20 protein-coding genes and 1 pseudogene are annotated in these 23,094 nt (G+C 69.9%); 9 read left to right on the top strand and 12 right to left on the bottom strand.

Features of this window, described 5'->3' with window-relative positions:
• Window positions 1-418: 418 nt before the first annotated feature.
• Window positions 419-2,143, top strand: coding sequence for a ribonuclease Y (gene rny, locus AB0F81_RS12205; RefSeq protein WP_360195118.1), 1,725 nt, complete (start codon window positions 419-421; stop codon window positions 2,141-2,143).
• A 6-nt stretch (window positions 2,144-2,149) separates the two neighbouring features.
• Here the strand turns inward: rny and AB0F81_RS12200 are convergent, their stop codons facing one another.
• From AB0F81_RS12200 to AB0F81_RS12185, 4 genes are all read right to left on the bottom strand, one after another.
• Window positions 2,150-3,037 (bottom strand): amino acid ABC transporter permease, encoded by an 888-nt coding sequence (locus AB0F81_RS12200; RefSeq protein ID WP_360195115.1) that lies wholly within the window; start codon window positions 3,035-3,037, stop codon window positions 2,150-2,152.
• Window positions 3,034-3,699 (bottom strand): amino acid ABC transporter permease, encoded by a 666-nt coding sequence (locus AB0F81_RS12195; RefSeq protein WP_360195112.1) that lies wholly within the window; start codon window positions 3,697-3,699, stop codon window positions 3,034-3,036. The genes AB0F81_RS12200 and AB0F81_RS12195 overlap by 4 nt, the downstream gene beginning before the upstream one ends.
• Window positions 3,700-3,764: 65 nt before the next feature.
• Window positions 3,765-4,628, bottom strand: a complete 864-nt coding sequence (locus AB0F81_RS12190) for a glutamate ABC transporter substrate-binding protein (RefSeq protein ID WP_360195110.1) — start codon at window positions 4,626-4,628, stop codon at window positions 3,765-3,767.
• A 28-nt stretch (window positions 4,629-4,656) separates the two neighbouring features.
• Window positions 4,657-5,400, bottom strand: a complete 744-nt coding sequence (locus AB0F81_RS12185; RefSeq protein WP_360195108.1) for an amino acid ABC transporter ATP-binding protein — start codon at window positions 5,398-5,400, stop codon at window positions 4,657-4,659.
• A gap of 138 nt (window positions 5,401-5,538) precedes the next feature.
• Between AB0F81_RS12185 and AB0F81_RS12180 the strand changes: the two genes are divergently transcribed.
• On the top strand, window positions 5,539-5,988 hold the full coding sequence (locus AB0F81_RS12180; protein ID WP_360195105.1) for a hypothetical protein: 450 nt from the start codon (window positions 5,539-5,541) through the stop codon (window positions 5,986-5,988).
• Window positions 5,989-6,009: 21 nt separating this feature from the next.
• Window positions 6,010-7,494, top strand: a complete 1,485-nt coding sequence (gene miaB / locus AB0F81_RS12175; RefSeq protein ID WP_360195103.1) for a tRNA (N6-isopentenyl adenosine(37)-C2)-methylthiotransferase MiaB — start codon at window positions 6,010-6,012, stop codon at window positions 7,492-7,494.
• Window positions 7,495-7,565: 71 nt separating this feature from the next.
• On the opposite strand, the gene AB0F81_RS12170 is transcribed toward miaB, so the two are convergent.
• On the bottom strand, window positions 7,566-8,306 hold the full coding sequence (locus AB0F81_RS12170; RefSeq protein WP_360195100.1) for a LysR substrate-binding domain-containing protein: 741 nt from the start codon (window positions 8,304-8,306) through the stop codon (window positions 7,566-7,568).
• 130 nt (window positions 8,307-8,436) lie between these two features.
• Window positions 8,437-8,562 (bottom strand): annotated as a pseudogene (locus AB0F81_RS12165) (LysR family transcriptional regulator); the annotation flags it as partial.
• 83 nt (window positions 8,563-8,645) lie between these two features.
• Between AB0F81_RS12165 and AB0F81_RS12160 the strand changes: the two are divergent.
• Entirely contained in the window at window positions 8,646-9,599 is a 954-nt protein-coding gene (locus tag AB0F81_RS12160) for a pyridoxal-phosphate dependent enzyme (protein WP_360195097.1), read from the top strand.
• A 15-nt stretch (window positions 9,600-9,614) separates the two neighbouring features.
• Here AB0F81_RS12160 and AB0F81_RS12155 read toward each other — a convergent pair whose 3' ends face one another.
• The 5 genes from AB0F81_RS12155 to AB0F81_RS12135 all read right to left on the bottom strand — a co-directional run bounded on the left by AB0F81_RS12155 (window position 9,615) and on the right by AB0F81_RS12135 (window position 15,785).
• Window positions 9,615-10,580: an SCO2521 family protein gene (locus AB0F81_RS12155; protein WP_360195095.1), complete on the bottom strand. Its 966-nt coding sequence runs from the start codon at window positions 10,578-10,580 to the stop codon at window positions 9,615-9,617.
• A 90-nt stretch (window positions 10,581-10,670) separates the two neighbouring features.
• A complete protein-coding gene (locus AB0F81_RS12150) occupies window positions 10,671-11,648 on the bottom strand; it encodes an SCO2522 family protein (RefSeq protein ID WP_360195092.1) in 978 nt (325 codons plus the stop codon).
• Window positions 11,645-12,562: an SCO2523 family variant P-loop protein gene (locus tag AB0F81_RS12145; protein ID WP_360195089.1), complete on the bottom strand. Its 918-nt coding sequence runs from the start codon at window positions 12,560-12,562 to the stop codon at window positions 11,645-11,647. The genes AB0F81_RS12150 and AB0F81_RS12145 overlap by 4 nt, the downstream gene beginning before the upstream one ends.
• Entirely contained in the window at window positions 12,562-14,439 is a 1,878-nt protein-coding gene (locus AB0F81_RS12140) for an SCO2524 family protein (RefSeq protein WP_360195086.1), read from the bottom strand. The genes AB0F81_RS12145 and AB0F81_RS12140 overlap by 1 nt, the downstream gene beginning before the upstream one ends.
• A gap of 137 nt (window positions 14,440-14,576) precedes the next feature.
• Window positions 14,577-15,785, bottom strand: coding sequence for a DUF349 domain-containing protein (locus AB0F81_RS12135; protein WP_360195084.1), 1,209 nt, complete (start codon window positions 15,783-15,785; stop codon window positions 14,577-14,579).
• Between the two features lie 181 nt (window positions 15,786-15,966).
• Between AB0F81_RS12135 and miaA the strand changes: the two genes are divergently transcribed.
• The 3 genes from miaA to AB0F81_RS12120 are packed head-to-tail and all read left to right on the top strand — an operon-like array spanning window position 15,967 to window position 18,459.
• Window positions 15,967-16,872 carry a tRNA (adenosine(37)-N6)-dimethylallyltransferase MiaA gene (gene miaA, locus AB0F81_RS12130; protein ID WP_360195081.1) on the top strand — a complete coding sequence of 302 codons (906 nt, stop codon included), beginning with the start codon at window positions 15,967-15,969 and terminating at the stop codon, window positions 16,870-16,872.
• Window positions 16,873-16,879: 7 nt separating this feature from the next.
• Window positions 16,880-17,710, top strand: coding sequence for a diaminopimelate epimerase (gene dapF, locus AB0F81_RS12125; RefSeq protein WP_360195078.1), 831 nt, complete (start codon window positions 16,880-16,882; stop codon window positions 17,708-17,710).
• Window positions 17,710-18,459: a glycerophosphodiester phosphodiesterase family protein gene (locus AB0F81_RS12120; protein ID WP_360195075.1), complete on the top strand. Its 750-nt coding sequence runs from the start codon at window positions 17,710-17,712 to the stop codon at window positions 18,457-18,459. The genes dapF and AB0F81_RS12120 overlap by 1 nt, the downstream gene beginning before the upstream one ends.
• A gap of 49 nt (window positions 18,460-18,508) precedes the next feature.
• Here the strand turns inward: AB0F81_RS12120 and AB0F81_RS12115 are convergent, their stop codons facing one another.
• Entirely contained in the window at window positions 18,509-19,969 is a 1,461-nt protein-coding gene (locus tag AB0F81_RS12115) for an NAD-dependent malic enzyme (RefSeq protein WP_360195072.1), read from the bottom strand.
• A 150-nt stretch (window positions 19,970-20,119) separates the two neighbouring features.
• On the opposite strand from AB0F81_RS12115, the gene hflX reads away from it, so the two are divergent.
• Both hflX and AB0F81_RS12105 read left to right on the top strand, forming a co-directional pair.
• Complete coding sequence (gene hflX, locus AB0F81_RS12110) at window positions 20,120-21,532, top strand: GTPase HflX (protein WP_360195069.1); 1,413 nt, start codon at window positions 20,120-20,122, stop codon at window positions 21,530-21,532.
• 71 nt (window positions 21,533-21,603) lie between these two features.
• The coding region (locus AB0F81_RS12105) for a hypothetical protein (protein ID WP_360195066.1) at window positions 21,604-23,094 on the top strand (1,491 nt) is incomplete at its 3' end.

Genomic DNA, 23,094 nt, shown 5'->3' with positions numbered 1-23,094 from the left:
AGGGCGGCCGGCGAGGCCGCGCACCCAAGGCTGGCGGCAACGCTGAGGACACCCAACGCCGGCAGCCAAGGCCGAGGGCGCCCGAGGCTCAGCAGCGGCCTAAGGGTTCCAAGGCTCAGCAGCGGCCTAAGGGTTCCAAGGCCCAGCAGCCGAGGACGCCCGAAGCCCAGCAGCCGGGTTGAGGATTCCAAGGCCAGGCAGCCAAGGCGAAGGACCGCCCGAAGCCCACCACCAAGGCCAGGGAACCCAAAGCCCGACAGCCAACGGAAACCGGAGACTGGAACCTCGGGGAAGCCGAAGGCTGGAGCATGTAAGCCCGGGTCCGTTGCCGCCTGCGGTCATCTGCCTTTGGTCGGGCATCCCGCACAGAGGCCGTGCGCGTGCACACCGCGGCGGCGGCGAAGGGAGACGCGGCGAGATGACCCCCCAGGTCTGGGTGCTCATGGTTGCGACCATCGTGCTCGCCGTGTCCGTGATAGCCGGACTCTTCTTCGGCGCCAGAGCGCTGCGCAACCTGAACGCCGACCGCCTGGACGCCCAGGAGCGGCAGGATCAGGCTGTCGGTGACGCCCAAGCGAAGGTCGCCGACGCCAACGCCAAGGCCGCTTCGGTACGCGCCGAGGCCGCCGCAGCCAAAGCCGAGGCGAGTGCCGCCCGCGCCGAGGCCCGCCGGGTTCTGGAGGCCGCCCACGAGGAGGCCGACACGATCCTCGAACACGCCCACCGGCAGGCCGAGTCGGACGCCGAGCAGCTGCGCACCGCCGCCCGCCGTTCCGGGGAGCGGGAGATCGCGCTGCTCAACACCACGGTGAAGGAGCAGGCCGCCGAGGTGGAGCGCCGCGCCGCCCGGATCGACGAGCGGGAGCGGCTGCACGCCGAGGAGGTGGAGCGCCTCGTCGAGCGGGAGCGCCGGCTCGTCACGCTGGAGGCCGAGCTGGCGAAGCGGGAGTCCGCGCTGGCCGAGCGGGAGTCGAACCTCACCAGAACCGAGGAGGTGAAGCGCCGCGAGCTGGAGCGGATCGCCGGCCTCACCGCCGAGTCGGCGAAGAGCGAGCTGATCGAGGCGATCGAAGGGCAGGCGAAACGCGAGGCGGCGATCCTGGTCCGCGATATCGAGACCGAGGCGAAGAGCACCGCGGACACCCGGGCCCGGCACATCGTGGTCGACGCGATTCAGCGGATCGCCAGCGAGCAGACCGCGGAGAGCGTGGTCAGCGTCCTGCACCTGCCGAGCGACGAGATGAAGGGCCGGATCATCGGCCGGGAGGGCCGCAACATCCGGGCCTTCGAGTCCACCACCGGGGTGAACCTGATCATCGACGACACCCCGGAGGCGGTGCTGCTCTCCTGCTTCGACCCGGTTCGCCGGGAGGTGGGCCGCCTGACGCTGGAGAAGCTGGTCTTGGACGGCCGGATCCACCCGCACCGGATCGAGGAGGTCTTCGACAGCGCCAAGAACGAGGTGGAGATCCTCTGCGACCGGGCCGCCGAGGAGGCGCTGGTCGACGTCGGCATCACCAACCTTCATCCGGAGCTGATGAAGCTGCTGGGCCGGCTGCGCTACCGCACCAGCTACGGGCAGAACGTGCTGAAGCACCTGGTCGAGACCGCGCACATCGCCGGGATCATGGCCGCCGAGCTGGGTCTGGACGTGCCGACGATGAAGCGGGCCGCGTTCCTGCACGACATCGGCAAGGCGCTCACCCACGAGGTGGAGGGCAGCCACGCGTTGATCGGCGCGGATCTGGCCCGTAAGTACGGCGAGCACGAGGACGTGGTGCACGCTATCGAAGCGCATCACAACGAGGTGCCGCCGCAGACCATCGAGGCGGTGCTCACGCAGGCCGCGGACGCCTGCTCCGGCGGCCGCCCGGGTGCCCGGCGGGAGAGCCTGGAGGCGTACGTCAAGCGCCTGGAACGGATCGAGGAGATCGCCGGCGGCAAGACCGGCGTGGAGAAGGTCTTCGCCATGCAGGCGGGCCGGGAGATCCGGGTGATGGTGCGGCCGGACGACATCGACGACATCGGCGCCGCCGTGCTGGCCCGGGATGTGGCGAAGCAGATCGAGGAGGAGCTGACCTATCCGGGCCAGATCCGCGTCACGGTCGTACGTGAGTCCCGCGTCACGGAGCTGGCCCGGTAGTCCCGGTCAGAGGGTGGCGGTCGCTGCCTCGCCGGTGTCGGTCACCCCGGGTGCCGCGGTGGCGGCACGAGGTGCCCGTCCGCTGCGCCGGGTCCGTCGCTCCAGCCAGCCGGCCAGTGAGGTGAGCGCCGAGTTCACCACGATGAAGATCACGGCGACCACGATCGCGGCCTGCACCACGTTGCCGAAGTTCGCGGCGACGTTGTTGACGCCGTACTGGATGAGCTCGGGGTAGCTGATGATGTAGCCGAGCGCGGTGTCCTTGAGCAGGACCACGAGCTGGCTGACGATCACCGGCAGCATCGCCCGGGCCGCCTGCGGGACCAGGATCTCCTTCATCACCTGGCTCTTGCGCATGCCGATCGCATAACCGGCCTCGCTCTGCCCGGACGGCACCGACCGGATGCCGGCCCGGAACGCCTCGGCCAGCACCGACCCGTTGTAGAGGGTGAGGCCGATGACCAGCGCCCAGAAGATCGACATCGGCTGCTGGGTGATGAACGGGATGCCGAAGAAGGTGAAGAAGATCAGCAGCAGCAGCGGCACGGCGCGGAAGAACTCCACGACCGCCCCGGCCGGGTAGCTGATCCACCAGTGGTCGGAGAGCCGCCCGACGGCGAAGAGGATGCCGAAGATCAGCGAGAGCACCATGGCGACCGCCGCCGCGGCCAGCGTGTGCCCCAGGCCCGGCAGGATGTAGTCGGTCCAGGTGGAGCCCTCGAGGAACGGCTTCCAGAGGGCGGCCGCCCACTGGCCCTTCTCGTCGAACTTCACATAGATCCAGTACGCCAGCGCGAGCAGGCCGAGACCGAACACCACGGTGAGGACGGCGTTGCGCGTCTTGGCGCGGGGGCCCGGGTGGTCGTAGAGGACCACGTCGGTGTTGCCGCTCATCGCTTCACCGCCAGACGGTTGGCCAGCCAGCCGAAGGCGTAGCCGGTGGGGATCAGCACCGCCGCGAACGTGCCCGCGAAGATGAAGAAGATCAGGATGACCCGGTCACCGTTCGCGTTGATCAGTTCCTTCATGGCGTTCGAGGACTCCATGACGCCGATCGTGCCGACGATCGTGGCGTTCTTCGACAGGGCGATGAAGATGCTGCCCAGCGGCGCGATCACGGCGCGCCCGGCCTGCGGCAGCACGATGATCGTCAAGGTCTGGAAGAACGACATCCCGACGGCCCGGGCCGCTTCGGCCTGACCGGACGGCACCGTGTTGATGCCGGACCGGATCGCCTCGCACACGAAGGCGGCGGTGTAGACCGAGAGGCCGATGACGCCGAGCCAGAAGTTGTTCCACTCGATGCTGTCGCTGTAGGGCGCGAAGCCCAGCACCGCGAACAGGCCGAAGTAGCAGAAGAAAATGATCAGAGTGAGTGGCGTGTTCCGGAACACGTTCACCCAGGCCGCGCCGAAGCCGCGCAGCACCGGGACCGGCGAGACCCGCATGGCGGCCAAGAGCACGCCGAGCACCAGCGCGGCGACCGTGGAGGCCGCGGTGAGCTCGATGATCCAGACGAACCCGGCCCGATAGGCCGGATCGGAGAAGATGTCCATCGTCACCTTCGGCAACAGGTGAGCGGAGCCGGGGGAGTACCCCGGCCCCGCTCAGAGAACGACGATCAGGAGCAGTTGGTGAGCTTGGTGACGTCCAGCTCCGGCGCGGCGGTGCCGCTCTTGCCGAGGGTGTCGTCCCAGGCCTTCTTGTACGAGCCGTCCGTGGCCGCGGTCTTCAGGATCTCGTTGACCTTGTTGCAGCCCTCGGTGTCCGCCTTGGCCAGGCCGATGCCGTACGGCTCCTCGCTGAACGGCTTGCCGACCACCTTGAACTTGCCCGCGTACTGCTCCTGCGCGGCGTAGCCGGCGAGGATGATGTCGTCGGTGGTGACCGCGTCGACCTGACCGCCGGCCAGCGCCGTCACGCACTTGGAGTACGAGTCGAACTGCTGCAGCTGCGCGTCCTTGTAGTCGGTCTGGATGCGCTTGGCCGGGGTCGAGCCGCTCACCGAGCAGACCTTCTTACCGGCCAGCGACTCCGGCCCGGTGATCGTCGAGTTGACCGGCACCAGCAGGTCCTGGCCGGCGATGAAGTACGGCCCGCCGAAGTTGACCTTCTGCTTGCGCTCGTCGTTGATGGTGTACGTCGCCACCACCAGGTCGACCTGGTTCTGCTGGATGTACGGCTCGCGGTTGGCGGAGACCGTGGTCTTCCACTCGATACCGCTCTCCTCGACGCCGAGACCCTTGGCGATGATCTTGCCGATCTCAACGTCGAAGCCGGTGTACTCGCTGCCGGTCTGCAGGCCGAGGCCGGGCTGGTCGGCCTTGACGCCGATGACCAGCTTCTTGTCGTTCTGGGCCTTGCCGACGATGCCGGACGCGGTGTTGCCGCTGCCGGCGTCGTCCCCATCGCCGCCGCCGCATGCCGCCACGGCGAGCGCCATGGTCAGCGCGCCGAAGGTCGCTGCCAGTCGGGTGATGCGCATTTTTAACGCTCCTCGAAACAGGTTGTGATCAGTGCGTGAGGATTTTGGACAGGAAATCACGCGCTCGATCGCTCTTCGGGTTCGCGAAGAATTCGGCCGGCGCGGCCTGTTCGACCAGTTGACCGTCTGCCATGAACACGACACGGTTGGCCGCATGCCGGGCAAAGCCCATCTCATGGGTGACGACCACCATGGTCATGCCCTCCTTGGCCAGCGACGTCATCACGTCCAGCACCTCGCCGACCATCTCCGGGTCGAGGGCGCTGGTGGGCTCGTCGAAGAGCAGGGCCTTGGGCTGCATGGCGAGAGCGCGGGCGATAGCGACCCGCTGCTGCTGACCACCGGAGAGCTGAGCCGGGTACTTCTCGGCCTGGTTGGCGATGCCGACCCGGTCGAGCAGCGCCATCGCGCGGTCCCGGACCGCGGCCGGCTTCTCCTTGCGCACCTTGACCGGCCCCAGCATGACGTTCTGCAGGATGGTCTTGTGCGCGAACAGGTTGAACGACTGGAAGACCATGCCGACCTCGCTGCGCAGCCGGGCGAGGGCCCGGCCTTCCGCGGGCAGCGCCTGTCCGTCGAAGGTGATCGTGCCGGAGTCGATCGGCTCCAGCCGGTTGATGGCGCGGCACAGCGTGGACTTGCCGGACCCGGAGGGTCCGATCACGACCACGACCTCGCCGCGCGCGACAGACAGGTCGACGTCCTGCAGCACGTGCAGTGGCCCGAACCACTTGTTGACCTTCTCAAGGACGATGAGAGCCTCGTCTGCCACCCCGGTCCATCCACTCGTTGTCGGTTCACTCGAATGGACCCACCCTATGGGGCGGTCAGTATCGGATCGTGTCGAGAATGGTCACGGAGCGGTAACACAGCAGGTGCGCGGCGGATGAGGTGGAACACCATGATGGGTATGGCGGCAGACGGCCTCTGGAATTGGAGTGTGGCCGCGCGGCTCGACCCCGACCTGGTAAGAGGGGCGTTGGCCGGTGCGCTGGAGCACCCTGTGCACGATCTGGTGCCGGGTGACGCCCTGCTCTGCGACGTCTACCACGTTGGTGGTGATTTTCCGACAATTGTGGACGTCTACCTCGCTCCGTCCGAGGTCGCCGAGGAGACCATCGCGAGCGCGGTGGCGGTCCGGCTGCGTGCCGCGGTCCTGCTCCCCGACGACACCCTCGACCCTTCGAGGTACGTGCTCGCGGAGCCCGACGGGACATTACGGCCGGTGCACGTCGACGAGCGGGAGACCGACGACGGACCCGAGCGCCGGAAAGTCCGTCCCTGCACGGGGTGCGAGCCGGGGTGTGCCCGTTCGCGGTTCAAACCCACCCCGACGCCGGAGCGGCCCGCCGCGGCGTAACGGGTAGCCTGGTCAATTGCCATGACTACCGAGATGCAGGGCGCCCCCCGCACGTACGACGTGCGCACCTACGGCTGCCAGATGAACGTGCACGACAGCGAGCGGATCTCCGGCCTGATGGAGGACGCCGGCTATGTGCGCGCCGCTGATGCGGACGCGGCGGACGTCGTGGTCTTCAACACCTGCGCGGTCCGGGAGAATGCCGACAACCGGCTCTACGGCAACCTCGGCCACCTGCGCCCGACGAAGCTGAAGAATCCGGGCATGCAGATCGCCGTCGGCGGGTGCCTCGCGCAGAAGGACAAGGGCGACATCGTCAAGAAGGCGCCCTGGGTCGACGTGGTCTTCGGCACCCACAACATCGGCTCGCTGCCGGTGCTGCTGGAGCGCGCCCGGCACAACGAGGAGGCGCAGGTCGAGATCCTCGAGTCGCTCGAGGTCTTCCCCTCCACGCTGCCGACCAAGCGCGAGTCCACCTACGCCGGCTGGGTCTCCATCTCGGTGGGCTGCAACAACACCTGCACGTTCTGCATCGTCCCGTCGCTGCGCGGCAAGGAGAAGGACCGCCGCCCCGGCGACATCCTCGCCGAGGTGCGCGCGCTGGTCGCCGAGGGTGTGCTCGAGGTCACCCTGCTCGGCCAGAACGTGAACTCCTACGGCGTCGAGTTCGGCGACCGCCTCGCCTTCGGCAAGCTGCTGCGCGCCACCGGCGAGGTCGAGGGCCTGGAGCGGGTCCGCTTCACCAGCCCGCACCCGAAAGACTTCACCGACGACGTGATCGCCGCGATGGCCGAGACGCCGAACGTCTGCCATTCGCTGCACATGCCGCTGCAGTCCGGCTCCGACCGGGTGCTCAAGGCCATGCGCCGCAGTTACCGCCAGGAGAAATACCTCGGCATCATCGAGAAGGTCCGGGCCGCCATGCCGGACGCCGCGATCACCACCGACATCATCGTCGGCTTCCCCGGCGAGACCGAGGAAGATTTCGAGCAGACCCTCGAGGTGGTCCGCCAGGCGCGTTTCTCCAGCGCCTTCACCTTCCAGTACTCGATTCGTCCCGGCACCCCGGCCGCCACCATGGCGGATCAGGTCCCCAAGGCGGTCGTGCAGGACCGTTACCACCGCCTCATCGCCACCCTCGAGGACATCACCTGGGCCGAGAACAAGAAGCTCGTCGGTGAGAAGGTCGAGGTCCTGGTCGCGGTCGGCGAGGGCCGCAAGGACGAGCGCACCGGCCGGTTGAGCGGCCGCGCCCGCGACGGCCGGCTGGTGCACTTCGCCACCGGCGGCCTCACCCCGCGCCCCGGCGACATCATCGAGACCGTGGTCACCTACGCCGCGCCGCACCACCTCAACGCCGACGGCGACCCGCTCAGCCACCGCCGCACCCGCGCCGGCGACGCCTTCGAGGCCGGCCGCACCCCCAAGCTTCAGGGCGTCTCCCTCGGCCTGCCCACCCTCGGCGTGCCGGCTCCGCTCCCACCCGCCGAGGGCTGCGCCCTCTGAAACCCCCAGCCGGTCCCGCCGGTCTTCCCGCTTCCGCTCTTTCGAGGTACGCGCTACCGAAGCGCCCGTGGCTACCCCGCGATCACCAGCCCGCTCCCGGCTCCAGCGCGACCGCCGGGCGTGAGCACGGGGTCGCGCCCCAGGGCGCCGGAAGCGGCGGACCGAAGCTGATCGAGCAGGGCCGCGGTGGCCGGCGGATCCGGCAGTTCGCCGGCGACGGCCAGTGAGATGCGGCGCCGCGCGCCCGGCAGCGTGACGACCCGGACCCGCGGGTCCCGGTGCGCGGCGAGCGCCAGCGCGGGCAGGGTGGTCACGCCCATCCCGGCCGCGACCAGGGCCTGCACCGCCACGTAGTCGTCGGTGGTGAACCGGATGTCCGGCGTGAACCCGTCCGCGGCGCAGGCGCTCAGCAGCCGGGCCCGGCACCGCTCGCACCCACCGATCCACGGCCGGTCCCGGTGGTCGGTGAGCCGGTCACCGGCCCACCCGGCCGGCGCCACGAGACTCGCCGGCTCGTCGAACAGCGGCTCCAGCCGCAGCCCACCGGGTGCGACGCGGCTCACCGAATCGTGTTCCGCCGCATCCGTGCCGGCATCCCCGGCCGCATCGCTGTCCAGGTGATCGAAGACGACGGCCACCTCCACCTCGCCGCTGCGCAGCAACCGCAGCGCCTCGGGTGGCTCCGCCTCGGTGAACCGCAGATCGACCCCGGGGTGCGCGGCCACGAACCCGGCCGCCGCCACCGGCACGAAGGTCCCGAGCGCCGACGGGAACGCCGCCAGCCGCACCCGGCCGCTGCGCAACCCGGTCAACTCCGCCAGCTCCGTCTCGGCCGCCGCGAGCCGCCCCAGGATCTCCTCCGCCCGGTCCGCGAGCAGCCGCCCCGCCTCGGGTGAGCCGCACGCCCCGCCCCACCCGCTGCAGCAGCCGGCTGCCGGTCTCCGCCTCCAGCCGGGCCAGGTGGTGGCTCACCGACGGCTGCGCGTAGTGCAGGGCCCGGGCCGCAGCGGTGACCGACCCGTGCCGCGCCACGGCGACCAGCACGGTGAGCCGAGTGACGTCCAGCATCCGGCCAACCTATCAGCGCGGTCTATTGGTCAACGAGAACTTTGACATTGGACCTATGCTTCAGGGCGCGACACGATCGGCACATGACGCCGACTCTCGCCGACATGCGTGCCGCCCGATCCCTGATCCAGCGGTTCCTGCCGCCCACCCCGATGTGGTCCTACCCTCTTCTGGACCGGGAGGCCGGCGCCTCCGTGCTGGTGAAGCACGAGAACACCCAACCGGTCGGCGCTTTCAAGGTGCGCGGCGGTCTGACCCTGCTCGCCGGCCTTGACGCCGCCGAGCGCGAGCGCGGCACGGTCACCTACTCCACCGGCAACCACGCCCAGTCGCTGGCCTATGCCGGGCAGGTCTTCGGCGTCAAGTGCACGGTCGTCATGCCGGCCGGCACACCGCGGGCCAAGGCCGCCGCGGTCGAGTCCTGGGGCGCCCAGGCGCTCCTGACCGGCGAATCTCTCGAGGCGGCCGAGCGGCACGCCCGGCAACTCGCCGCTGAGACCGGCGCGCGCCTGGTCAGCCCCGGCGACACCCCGGAGTTGCTGGCCGGCGTCGGCACCCTCTACCTGGAGGTTCTGGAAGCCCGGCCGGACCTGGACGCGATCATCGTGCCGGTCGGCAGCGGCACCGGAGCAGCAGCCGCCGCCCTTGTGGCCGCCGAGCTGGCACCGACTTGCGCGGTCTATGCCGTCCAGTCCGCGGCCTCACCCGCCGCCCACGACTCCTGGCGTGCCGGGCGGATCGTCGAGCGCCCCAACCGCACTGCCGTCGCCGGTCTCGCCACCGGCCGCGGTTACGCCCTGCCGCAGCAGATCATGCGGGATCGGCTGACCGACTTCCTGCTGGTCAGCGACGATCAGGTCACCGAGGCCCGCCGGTTGCTGGCCGTCGCGGCGCACACGCTGGCCGAGGGTGCCGGCGCGGCCGCCCTCGCGGGTGTGCTGAGCCGCCCCGACCTGTTCGCCGGCCGCCGGATCGCCGTCGTGTGCACGGGCGGCAACGCCGACCTCACCGAGCTCGCCACGCTGTCCCGGTCATAGCCGACACGCCTCTGATCATCCCGCCGGTGGCGGGATCCGACCCGAGGGCCGGCGGACGTCGACCGCTTGCAGGCGATCGAGCGTCTCGACCGTTATCTGGTCCCGGATGCGGGCCACCACGGACTGCCATTGCCGGGTCAGGCCAGGTCGCTGGTCCAGCGCCGCCCAGACCGGCAGCAACTGGTCGGGCACGTGAGCGGCCGGCATCCAGAGGTGCAGCAGATGCTCCAGCAGAGGCTGCAGCCGGCTCACCCGCTCGGCGCGGCTGTGGTCGTGAGTGAGCGCCGCCTCCACGACGGACAGCACCGTCGTGAGCAGCCAGTCGTGCAGGGCCAGATCTTCGCAGAGCACCTCGACGGACCTCAGGTCCGTGACCGGCATCCGCAGCTCGATGGTGCGGAGTTCCTCGGATATCAGGGTGAAAGTGCCTTCCGGCTCGTCCAGGGCCTGGTCCAGCTGGGCGGTCCACCGCAGTCGTGTGCGCGAAGCTCGCAGGGGTGGTGCGTGGTCAATCAGCTGGGCCCGCTGCACGGTGTCCACCATCCGGGTGGTGATCGCACCGAGTTCGAGGCTCTTCGGGGTGCTGGTGCCGTTGACCACGCCGAGGGCGACGTCCTTCAGGTCCAGCTTCCCGATCGCCTCCAGCTGTCCGGGCTGGTTCAAATAGTGCGACCAGGGCAGTCGGGTGGGATTGCCGGCCGGTACCACTTGCACGCAGGCGGAGCCCTGGACCGCGTGGCCACCGACGATCGCCACGCGGGCCAGCACGGTGCCCACGCCGCGCGTCTGCCTCCCGGATACGGTCGGCAACATGCAGTCGACGCCTTCCAGCTGGTCCGACGAGGAAGTGCGCCCGATGGGACGCTCCACCGTCCGGACCCGCTCGTCCACCGCGGAGGCGATCAGTTTCTCGGTTGCGCGCCGGGACAGCGCGGTGGAGTTCTGCAGGAGACCGGTCTGCACCTCGCCGAATGCCAACATGGGTCCTCCGCGGACATGTCCTGGATCCATCAGGACGCTCGGGCAGAGCCCGGCGAACACCGGTGAACCGACTTTCGAGGTGGATGCACCTCAACGGCCGGTGGTGGGCGACCAATCGTTGATGAAGGCGTAGTCGATGCGATCAAGGATCCCGGGTGGGAGCTGAATGCCCTCGAGGGAGGCCCGCCCGTTCAGATCCTCCAGGACCAGCGGATCGAGTTCGACCTGGTGCAGCACCGTGCGGGCGGCCATCTCCACTTCCATGAAGCGGGTCGGCAGGATCGAGAAGCTGCGGTACGCGCAGAACGGATTCTTGGTGGCGGTCAGCTTGATCACGGGTGGCAGCTCGGACCAGTCGCTCGGAAATTCGTCCCGCAACGGCACCGGCTTGGTGAGTTGCTTCTCCTCCGGCCGGAGCAGGCCCAACCGGAGGAGTTGCCACACGGCAGCGAGGAAGGAGCACGACCACAGGCTGTCCCGGATCTGCACGTCCATGAAGATGGAGTGCCGATTGGCCGCGCTCTGCTCCGGGCTGTGCCAGCTCTGGTCCGCCATGGCCGGCTCGAGTGAGGGATCGAACGAGCGGCGTCCGTTGGCCAGCCAGCCGCTCTCTTTGACCGGTGGCCGGCTCCCGTTGGCGCCGGGCAGGGGCTCCGGCACGATGCGGTCGAACACCTGCCGCGCGAGCTGGGCCGTCCCGAACTCGGCGCAGCTGGACTCGCGCGCGATGTAGTCGATGGCCAGCCCGCTCTTGCTGGCCGCATCGACCACCTTCTTGATGATCACGCGGGGTTCGTCGAGCCGGCTGAAGTAGTCGTCGATCAGGAAGCAGGTGCTGATGCGCGGTGACGTCGTGCCCCAGCGGCCCATGGACTCGACGGACTTGACCCAGTAGGAGACGCTCCTGAAGTACTCCGCGAGCCGGCTCTCGCTCTCCGGAACCTGCAGATCCTCCATGTAGAGATGGCCGAGCTCGATCGACACGTGCGAGAGCCCCACGGACTGAGGCGCCCGGTCGGCCGCCGTCTCCCGATAGACGATCCGTCTGCTGTGCGAGGGCACGGTCATAAGGTCTCCCAGGCGGAGTCATCGACGAGCCGGCTCGCCAACGAATCGAAGGCATCGCGCGTCTGTGCGTTCGCGATACCGGCCACCACATCCGTGTCGGTCAGCAACTGCTCCTGCCACTGCAGCATGGGATCCAGCGGTACGGTCCCCAGCACCATGCTTCTGCCGACCTGATGGTCCCCCGCCAGCCGATTGAGCCGCTTGTTGCATTCGTCCAGCCAGGCGCCCTGCCGAGCAGTCAGACCGCTCTTGGCCGAAGGCGCCGGGTCGGCCACCGCGGTGCGAACGTACCGGAGGTTCGCGGCGAATCCGGCTCTGTCGTGGCCCGCCTTCTCGGCGGTGGCGAGGAGGCCACAAGGCCCGTTCACGAGGCCGCCGGCCGCTACCACGTGCTGGCGGGTCCAGCGGTGGAAGACCAGCCACCGGCTCGTCACGTTGCGCATCTCCGGTCGGCTGGTTGCCTGCAGCACCATTTCGACGGCCAGGTTCCGCCCCGCGCTGAGGTCGACCATGCAGAGGCCGAACTCCTCATTGAGCCGGAGGAACAGCCGGAGCATCTGCTCCACGAGGTCGCCGCGCTGCGGGAAGTCACCACTGCCGACGTCACCCGGGAGCAGGACCAACCGCCCGGCGCCGGCCCCCGCCTCTCGGATCGCGTGCCGGCCGGTCGCGGCCCAGACGTCGATGCGCTCCGGTTCCCCCACCTCCTTCAGCAGATACCGATGGAGGCCGGATCCGCTGTGGGTGCCGTTCTCGACCTCCTCGATGCCGAAGATGGCGCCCGCGGTGGGTGAACCGAAATCGAAGTCGAGGTAGCAGACGTCATTGCCGTGCAGAGCACTGCGGTAGAGCAGGTTGGCGACGGTCACCGACCGGCCGGTGCCGCCCTTGTCCGACGCGGCGAAGACGAACATCAGAACGCCGTGCCGTCGTTCCGGCGGGCGGTGTCGAGCCCGTCCAGTTCCAGCAGGATCCGGTTGGCGAGGGCGGCCGCCGCTCCCGGCCGGGAGCGCGCGACGGACCGCGCTCGTTCGAGTGTCGCCCGGATATCGATCAAGACGTCCCTCACCTCGCGGCTCGCCTCGGCGGATCCCCTCATGAGCTCCACGTCATACAGATGCTCCGCCTCGAACAGGAGGTCCAGAGCCTGAATGACGAGCCGCTCGTTGACGAGGGGCTCCTCGCTCACCAGGTTAGCCGTGCTGACGAGTCCCGCCACCACCCGCACGGTGTGGTACCACGAAGGTTCGTCGTACACCGTGGGACCGGCGAACAGGTTGGCTGGTTGATCCCACAGTGCCCGGTGCCTGCCGGAAAGCCGGCGCTGGGCGAGATGGTCCCACACCCCGTCGGCCAGGCGGAGCAGCCGGGCGCGCTCCTCGACATCGCTCAACAGGCCCGCTATGGCGACGGAGCGCTGGAGCAGCAGGGACGCGAACTCGGTCGTCATCCACACCGCCTTGGCCGGATCCGATGAGCCGGTGTCGCTGCCCTCCAGGACGATCCGCAGGCCGGGCTCGTGCAGCAGCAGCCCGGAGTCGCCGGGACGATGCTGCCGGGTCACCCGGCCCTCGTTCGCCAGGTCGGCGAGCACCGCGCCGATCCGGGCCAGGCGGGTGTCCGCGCCGCGCCGCCGGACCAGGTCCTTCACGACCATCGAGGTCACCAGGAGGGTGTGGTACTCGTTGCGGATGCCGTCAGTGGTCTGCCAGGGCGGGTCTTCGAGCGGCCAGCGCAGCCCGTTGCCGAACGTCGCCACCGTCGCCCAATAGGTGAGGGTCAGGTCCCAGCGCAGTTGAAGGGCACGGGCCAGGCGCTGCTGCTCCTCATCGAGCAGGCCCAGGACGCGGGTCCGCTCGGAGAAGAGGTCCTCTATGGCGTCGACAGCCACCACGGTGAAGTAGAGGTACGGTCTGTTCTCCGCGACGCCGCTCGGCTGGAGGCCGATGTCTCGTAGCTCATCCGCCTCCTCGTCGCCGGATGACTTGCGCTCCAGCTCCACCTCGGGCGCGTCCTTGACGACGCCCCAGGACCAGCCGCACTCGAAGAGCGTGACGGAGCTGTCGAGCTCCTGTGTCTGCCCGGAGCCGATCAGAACCTCACCGAAGGAGGCGATGGTCTCCTGCAGAATCGTGCGGAACTCGCTGACGACCGCCTTGCCCGGCCGCTGATCGGTGTTGATGGTCCGGACCAGGGCCTGCCCGGCCTCGTCGTCCAGGGTGAAGACGTGCGTGGAGAAGCTCCGCAGTAGACCGACCATCGCCGCGGTGAGCCGGGTTCCGGCCAGCCTCTCCAGCTTGCGCAACTCCTCGCGGGTCGCCTGGCGGCTGACCGACTGCCGGAAGATGCGGACGAAACCGATGGTGGCGAGCGACAGCGTCACCGAGATCGCGAAGGAGTCCACGATGTCGCGGCCGCTTTGCTGGTCGTCGAGTCCGGCGTCCTGCTCGGCCCGGTAATAACTGCCGCCGGAGAAGATCGGACGGCCGTCCGCCTCGTCGACGTACCGGGTGAAGTAGTCGGTAGCGATCCGGATCAGATTGAGCGGGATCGTCTTCTCGTCACCCAGCGGCCGGAGCGCCTCGATCATGGCGTCGGCCGTGGTGTCCGGCCGGTCCAGGGCGAACGACGTCACCCGGGTGGCCGGCAGCAGGATGCAGAGCAACTGCTCGGCGTCGCTGATGGAGTTCGATCCGTCGCGGCCGCCCCAGTGCCATCGGCCGTCGCGCCAGGAGCTCTGAACCGTCGCTCTCCAGATTTCCAGCAGATGTTGCCGCGGTTCGATCCTCACCAGCACACCACCATCCCGGTTCCGGCCGACCCATCCATGATGTGTCACCGGTCAATGGCTGTGCGCTGCCGACGTACCCCGAAAGCAGTAAAGGCGGCGGGCCTGGGGCCCGCCGCCTCGATGCTCAGATCAACCGCTCAGTTGGCCTGCTCGGCCAGCGAGAGGAACTGTCGCTTGGAGGCCAGCGCCTGCTCGGCCTCCTTGATCCGCCGGTTGTCGCCGGCCGCCTGGGCGCGGGCCAGCTTCTCCTCGGCCTCGGCGACCTGCTCGCGCATCTGGCGCAGCAGCGGGTTGTCCTGCGGGCTGGTCTTGCGCCAGGCCGAGTCCATCGCCACCCGGATCCGCTCCTCGGCGGCCCGCCAGCGGCGGTCCAGCGAGGCGGCCGACTCGCGCGGCACCCGGCCGGCGTCGTGCCAGGCGGCCTGGGCGTCGCGCAGCTTGTTCTGCGCGCCGCGCGGGTCGGCGTCGACGTCGACGGCCTCGATCTCGGCCAGGATGGCCTGCTTCTTCTCCAGGTTGCCCTGGTACTCCGCGTCGCGGGCCGAGAAGACCTCGCTGCGGCGGGTGAAGAAGGCGTCCTGCGCGGCCCGGAAGCGTTCCCAGAGGCGCTGCTCGGCCTCCTTGGCGGCGCGCGGCGCCGCCTTCCACTCGGTCATCAGCTCCTTGAGCCGGTTGGCCGTGCTCGACCACTCGGTCGAGTCGGACAGGCTCTCCGCCTCCTTGACCAGCTCTTCCTTCGCCACCTGGGCCTGCTTGCGCTGGCCGTCGAGGGTGGCGAAGTGCGCACCGCGGCGGCGGGTGAAGCCGTCCCGGGCGGCGGCGAACCGCTTCCACAGCTCGCCGTCGGTCTTCTTGTCGACGCCGCGGATGGTCTTCCACTCGTCGAGGATCTCCTTGAGGCGGTCGCCGGCCGACTTCCAGCCGGTCGCCTCGGCGGCGATCTTCTCCGCCTCCTCGACCAGGGCGGTCTTGCGCGCCAGCGCCTCGGTGCGGGCCACCTCGCGAGCGGCGCGGGCTTCCCCGGCCTTCTCCTCGGCGAGGCCGGCGAGCCGCTCCAGGCGGGCGGCGAGACCGTCGATGTCGCCGACCACGTGGGCCTCGTCGAGCTGGGTACGGAGACGCTTCACACTGCTGAGCGAGTGGGCCGCGTCGGCCGCGCCGGACTTGAGGCGAGCCTCGACGAGGTCGACCTCGGTGACCAGGTCGTCGAATCGCCGGGCGAAGTGGGCCAGCCCCTCTTCCGGGGTGCCGGCCTGCCAGGAGCCGACCACCCGGTCGCCCTCGGCGGTCTTCACGTACACGGTGCCGTCGGCATCCACGCGCCCGAAGGCCGTCCAGTCGTTCATGAGCTCATCCTCGTTCTCCCCGGCGTCATCGAGCCCGGTCGGGCCCGTGGCCACCGCCACAGCGCAGTCGAATGCCAATCTTCCCACCGGCATTCTTTCTCGCGCATTGTCACAGGTCCAACCCGGTTAGGGGAAAGCTCCCGCCGACGACCGTGACACAACGGTGTCCTACGGTTGGTCGGTGCCGTTCCGGACAGGTCCTCGCGTGGTCACCGTCGTCGGCCCGACAGCGGCCGGCAAGTCCGCGCTGAGCATCGCACTCGCCCACGAGTGGGGTGGTGAGGTGGTCAACGCCGACTCGATGCAGCTCTACCGCGGGATGGACATCGGCACCGCCAAGCTGACCCCCGCCGAGCGCGAGGGCGTGCCGCACCATCTGCTGGACATCTGGGACGTGACCGAGCCGGCCGCCGTCGCCGAATATCAGCGGCTGGCCCGGGCGGCGATCGACGACATCCTCGCCCGGGGCCGGGTGCCGCTGCTGGTCGGTGGTTCCGGGCTCTATGTGCGGGCGGTCCTGGAGGACTTCGAGTTCCCCGGCACCGATCCGGCGGTCCGGGCCCGCCTGGAGGGCGAACTGTCCGATCTCGGTCCGGTGTCGCTGCACGAGCGTCTCCGTGAGCGCGACCCGGAGGCGGCCGCGAAGATCCTTCCCTCCAACGGCCGCCGGATCGTCCGCGCGCTGGAGGTGATCGAGCTGACCGGTCAGCCGTTCACCGCGGCGCTGCCCGACCCCAAGCCGGTCTACGACGCCCTGCAGATCGGTGTGGACCGGGACACCGCCGACCTCGACGAGCGGATCGCCCTGCGGGTCGACCTGATGTGGGCGGCCGGCCTGATCGAGGAGGTGCGCGGCCTGCACGGCATCCGGGACGGCCGGACCGCCTCCCGCGCCCTCGGCTACCAGCAGGCGCTGGCCCAGATCGACGGCCTGCTCACCGAGGAACAGGCCAGGGAGGACACGGTCCGCGGCACCCGCCGGTTCGTCCGCCGGCAGCGCTCCTGGTTCCGGCGCGACCCCTCGATCACCTGGCTGGACGCCGCCGCCCCCACGCTCGTGGCAGACGCTGTCGCGCTTGCGCGATGATGGGCCGGTGCGTTTTACCAAGGGCCATGGAACCGGCAACGACTTCGTCATCCTTCCCGACCCCGACGGTGAGCTGCAGCTGACACCCGAGCGGGTGGCGGAGCTCTGCGACCGCCGCCGGGGGATCGGCGGCGACGGCGTGCTGCGGGTGGTGCGCAGCGCCAAACACCCGGAGGCCGCCGGCCTGGCCGGCGAGGCCGAGTGGTTCATGGACTACTGGAACAGCGACGGCTCGCTCGCCGAGATGTGCGGCAACGGCGTCCGCGTCTTCACCCACTACCTGGTCAGCAACGGCCTCGCCACGCCCGGCCCTGCGGGCCTGCCGGTGGCGACCCGGGCCGGCATCATGGTCGCTCAGGTCCTCGACGGCGCCATCAGAGTGCGGATGACAACCCCTTCGGTGTACGCGGGAAGTACCGCCACCATCGGCGCCCTGACCATTCCCGGTGTGGCGGTGGACTGCGGCAACCCGCATCTGGTCTGCAACCTGCACGACGGGGTGGAGCTGGCCGGCCTCGACCTGCACCGGGCCCCCGGTCACGACCCCGCGGTCTTCCCGCACGGGGTGAACGTCGAGTTCGTCGAGCCCGCCGAGCCGGTCGACGGCGTCGACGGGCACGTCCGGATGCGGGTGCACGAGCGCGGCTCCGGCGAGACGCTGTCCTGTGGCACCGGGGCCCTCGCGGTCGGCGCGGTGGCGCTGCGCGACGCCGGTCTGACGGCCGGCTCGATCGCGGTGGACCTGCCCGGCGGCCGGCTGATCGTGACCCACGACGCCGACGGCGCGTGGTGGCTGGAGGGCCCGGCCGTGCTGGTCGCCGACGGTGAGGTGCGGTGATGCTGCATCGCGTCGCGCACCGCGGCTATTCCACGGTGGCCCCGGAGAACACGCTGCCCGCCTTCGCCGCCGCGCTGCGGGCCGGGGCCACGTTCGTCGAGTTCGACATCCGGGTGACCCGGGACGGCGTGCCCGTGGTGATCCACGACCGGACGGTGAACCGGACCACCTCCGGCGCCGGCCGGGTCTGGGACCTGACCGCCGAGGAGATCGCCGTGCTGGACGCCGGGTCCTGGTTCGGTCCCGGGTTCGCCGGGCTCCGGGTGCCGACCCTCGCCGAGACGCTGGATCTGCTGGCCGCCGGCCCGGCCGAGCTGCTGGTCGAGATCAAGCCGCCGGCCACGCTCGACGAGGTGAAGACGATCGTCGCCCAGCTCGCCGAGCGTGACCTGCTGGGCCGCTCGGTCATCCAGAGCTTCGACACCGATGTGATCCGCAAGGTCCGGGACATCGCTCCGGAGGTGCGCCGCGGGCTGCTGCTGTTCCGCTTCGACGCGGAGACCGTGCAGCTCTCCCGGGAGCTGGGCGTGGCCTACTGCAACCCGGACCTCGCGGACGTGCTGAGCGGCCCGGAGACGATGGCCGGTCTCGCCGAGGCGGGGGTGGGCGTGATGCCCTGGACGCCGAACGACATGGCGCAGTGGGGTCCGCTGGTCGACGCCGGCGTGGCCGGCCTGATCACCGACCACGTCGGCGAACTGACCGGCTGGTCGACCGCCCCGGCTGCCGCTCCGGCCGCGATCTTGTGAAATCGCCTCGCCGACTCCACAAGATCGCGGGGAGGGTGACCGGCGACCGCTAGAAGACGCCTTCGGGCGCCTGGTCGAGCTCGGACTCCGGGACGGCCGACGGGTTGGCCGGCGCCGGCACGCCCTTGACCACGGCGCGGATGGCGGCGGCCACGGCCGGCGTCACCCGCTGGTCGAAGACGCTCGGGATGATCACGGTGGGGTTGAGCTTGTCCTCGCCCACCACGTCCGCGATGGCCCGGGCCGCGGCGAGCGCCATCTCCTCGGTGAACTCCTCGGCGCTGACGTCGAGCATGCCGCGGAACACACCGGGGAACGCCAGCACGTTGTTGATCTGGTTCGGCTGGTCCGAGCGGCCGGTGGCGACCACCGCGGCGTGCTTGCGGGCCTCCCGCGGGTCGACCTCCGGGTCCGGGTTGGCCAGGGCGAACACGATCGCCTTGTCGGCCATCCGGGCGATGTCGTCGCCGGTGAGCAGGTTCGGCGCGCTGACGCCGATGAAGACGTCCGCCCCGGCGATCGCCCCGGGCAGGTCACCCGAGTAGTTCTCCCGGTTCGTGTGGTCGGCCAGCCACTGCCAGGTCTCCGACATCTCGGGCATCCCACGGTGCAGGGCGCCCTTCCGGTCGTACGCGATGATGTCGCCCACGCCCTGCCGCAGCAGAAGCTTCATGATCGCGGTGCCGGCGGCGCCGGCGCCGGAGACCACGACCTTGACGTCCTCCATGCGCTTGCCCACCACCCGCAGCGCGTTGGTCAGCGCGGCCAGCACGCAGATCGCGGTGCCGTGCTGGTCGTCGTGGAAGACCGGGATGTCCAGCAGCTCCCGCAGCCGCGCCTCGATCTCGAAGCACCGCGGCGCCGCGATGTCCTCCAGGTTGATCCCGCCGTAGGCCGGCGCGATCGCCTTGACGATGTTGACGATCTCGTCGGTGTCCTGGGTGTCGAGCACCACCGGCCAGGCGTCGACGCCGCCGAACCGCTTGAACAGCGCCGCCTTGCCCTCCATCACCGGCATCGCCGCGGCCGGCCCGATGTTGCCGAGGCCGAGCACCGCCGAGCCGTCGCTGACCACGGCCACGGTGTTGCGCTTGATGGTGAGGCGGCGGGCGTCGGCCGGGTTCTCGGCGATCGCCATGCAGACCCGGGCCACACCCGGCGTGTAGGCCCGCGACAGCTCGTCCCGGTTGCGCAGCGCGACCTTCGACGACACCTCGATCTTGCCGCCCAGGTGCAGCAGGAACGTCCGGTCGGAGACCTTGCGGACGTCCACGCCGTCCTGGTCCTCGAGCTGCTTGACGACCTGGTCGGCGTGCGCCGCGTCCGCGGTGTCACAGGTGAGGTCGACGAGCACGTGGGTGGGGTCGGAGTCCACCACGTCCAGTGCCGTCACGATCGCTCCGGCCTCGCCGACACAGGTGGTGAGACGGCCGATGGACGAGGCGTCCGCGGTAACGGCGATGCGAATCGTGATCGAGAATCCTGCGCTCGGCAGGCGGGTGGTCACCACGGTGTTCCCTCCGACGTTGGTGGGTGAGTATCCGCATTCTCGCTCTTAAGGAATAGTCGATTCGCTCGCGGTGGTTACTAGTGAGTTAGCCCAGTTATGTGGATGCGCCGCCCGACGAGACATGCCACGATCGGGCGGAGGAGGTCACTTTTGCGAAACACGTACCAGACACCCGTCCTTGACGAGCCGGATCTGACGACCGGCGAGCTCGAGCTCGAGGAGCGGCACTCGCTCAGGCGGGTGGCCGGTCTTTCCACCGAGCTGACCGACGTCACCGAGGTTGAGTACCGGCAGCTGCGACTCGAGCGAGTCGTGCTGGTCGGCGTCTGGACCGAGGGCAGTGTCGAAGAAGCAGACAATTCACTGACCGAGCTGGCGGCCCTCGCCGAGACGGCCGGGTCCCAGGTCCTGGAGGGCCTGATCCAGCGGCGCAGGCAGCCCGACGCTGCCACCTTCATCGGCCGCGGCAAGGTCGACGAGCTGCGCGACGTGGTCGTCGCCACCGGCGCCGACACCGTCATCTGTGACGGCGAGCTCTCCCCGTCCCAGCTGCGCAACCTGGAGCAGCAGGTCAAGGTCAAGGTGGTCGACCGGACCGCCCTGATCCTCGACATCTTCGCCCAGCACGCCAAGAGCCGTGAGGGCAAGGCGCAGGTCGAGCTGGCCCAGCTGCAATACCTTCTGCCGCGTCTGCGCGGTTGGGGTGAGTCGCTGTCCCGGCAGGGCGGTGGCGCGGGTGGCGGTGCGGGCGGCGGCGGTGTCGGGACCCGTGGTCCCGGTGAGACCAAGCTCGAGACCGACCGCCGGCGGATCAACACCCGCATCGCGAAACTGCGGCGCGAGATCAAGTCCATGAAGACGGTCCGGGAGACCAAGCGCTCCCGCCGTGCCGCCAGCGGGGTTCCGGCGGTGGCCATCGCCGGTTACACCAACGCGGGCAAGTCCAGCCTGCTCAACCGCCTGACCCAGGCGGGCGTGCTGGTCGAGGACGCGCTGTTCGCCACCCTCGACCCGACCACCCGGCGGACCGCCGCGGAGGACGGGCGGGTCTTCACCCTCTCCGACACGGTCGGGTTCGTCCGGCACCTGCCGCACCAGATCGTCGAGGCGTTCCGCTCGACGCTGGAGGAGGTGGCCCGGGCCGACCTGGTGGTGCACGTCGTCGACGGCGCGCACCCCGATCCGGAGGGTCAGGTCAGCGCGGTCCGCGAGGTGCTCGGTGAGGTCGGCGCCGACCGGATTCCCGAGCTGCTGGTGGTCAACAAGGTCGACGCCTCCGACGAGGAGACGATTCTTCGGCTCAAGCGGGCCTGGCCGGATGCCGTTTTCGTCTCCGCCCGCTCCGGGACGGGGATCGCGGAGCTGCACAAGGCGATCGCCGACCGGCTGCCCCGCCCCGCGGTCGACCTGACCGTCCTGGTGCCCTACGACCGGGGTGACCTGGTGGCCCGGGTGCACCGGTCCGGTCAGGTGATCCAGTCGCGTCATCTGGACGACGGCACCGAGCTGCACGTCCGGGTGGACGAGCGGCTGGCGGCCGAGCTCGACGAGTTCCGTCGCTGAGCATCGAGGGCTCTACCAGCGTTGATCCACACGTAATACCGGTACGGGACGCCGCATGCGACACTGTTCGGATGCGGCGTCTCGTGTTCCCGATCATCGTGGGTCTTGGCTTGGTGATGGTCGGTTCCTCCAGCGCGTCCGCCGATGACCCGACCCCGGCGGCGACGGTCAGCGCGAAGGCGACGCCCGGCAAGAAGCTCTGCAAGATCACCGACAAGCGGCTCACCGAGATCTCCGGTCTGGTGGCGACGAGCAAGGGTTACATCGTCGTCAACGACGGCACCGGCACCGACGAGAATCGGAAGATCTTCTTCCTCGATCGCGAGTGCGCAGTCGACAAGGAGCAGGAATACAGCGGGGAGGGCCCGTTCGACCCGGAGGACCTGGTTCTCTCGGCCGACGGCAAGACCCTCTGGATCGCCGACATCGGCGACAACGCGGTCCGCGACGCCGACCCTGATCCGCGCCCGACCATCGCGCTCTGGAGCATGCCGGTCAGCGGCGCCAAGAAGCCGACGCTGCACCGGCTGAGCTATCCCGACGGCGACGCCCACGACGCCGAGGCGCTGCTGTTCAACGGTGACGGCACGCCGCTCGTCGTGACCAAGGAGATCGGCAAGCCGGCCGGGGTCTACCAGCCGACCGGCCCGCTGAAGGCGCGCAACAGCGACGGCGTCCCGATGCGGAAGGTGGCGGAGCTCAACATCAACGCCACCGAGACGGCCGGCAACACCCTGGCCCGGATCGGCAACAAGACGATCACCGGCGGCGCGGTGGCGCCCGGCGGCACGAAGGTGGTGCTGCGGACCTACACCGACGCCCTGGAGTGGGACGTCACCGGTGGTGACGTGCTCGCCGCACTGAAGAACGAGCCGCGGACGACGGGCCTGCCCAACGAGCCGTTCGGCGAGGCGATTTCGTACAGCCCGGACGGCAAGTTGTTCCTCACCGTCTCCGACGCCAACGGCGTCGCCGAGACCGTGAACAACATCCGGGAGTACACCCCGGCCACCACCGTGGCCGCCGTCTCGGAGAAATCCGGCAAGGACGGCTCCGGCGACAAGTGGTACTCGAATCTCACCCTCGACGACGTCACCTACATGGTGGCCGGGGTCGGCGCGCTCGGCCTGATCCTGGTCGGGGCCGGCGTCTTCGGCATCGTGCGGTTCCGCCGGTCGCCGCAGGCTGCCGACGACTCCGAGCCGGGTGACGTCTCCACCGGGCTGAAGACCGACGACCCGGAGACCGAGCTGATCGGTGTCGGCGGTCTGCCGCAGCGGGCCGGCGCCTACGGTGGCGGTCGTCCCGGCCCCGGTTCGGGTGGTGGAGCCGGCCCGGTCTACGGCGGCGCCAAGTCGGGCCCGCCCTCCGGTGGCCCGCAGCGCGGCACCGGCGTCTACGGCGGTGCCGGCGGCGGCGCTCCCGCCGGCGGCCCGCAATATGGTCGGCCCGCCGGTGGTGGCCCCCAGCAGCAGCAACCCCGTGGTCCGCAGCAGCAGCCCCCGCGTGGTCCTCAGCAGCAGCCGCCGCGTGGCCCGCAGCAGCAGCCGGGCCGTGGCCAG

The sequence above is a fragment of the Actinoplanes sp. NPDC024001 genome, from assembly GCF_040638955.1.
Classification (GTDB): Bacteria; Actinomycetota; Actinomycetes; order Mycobacteriales; family Micromonosporaceae; genus Actinoplanes.
Note: the sequence above shows the minus strand (reverse complement) of the source record. Positions and strands in the feature narration are given on the sequence as shown.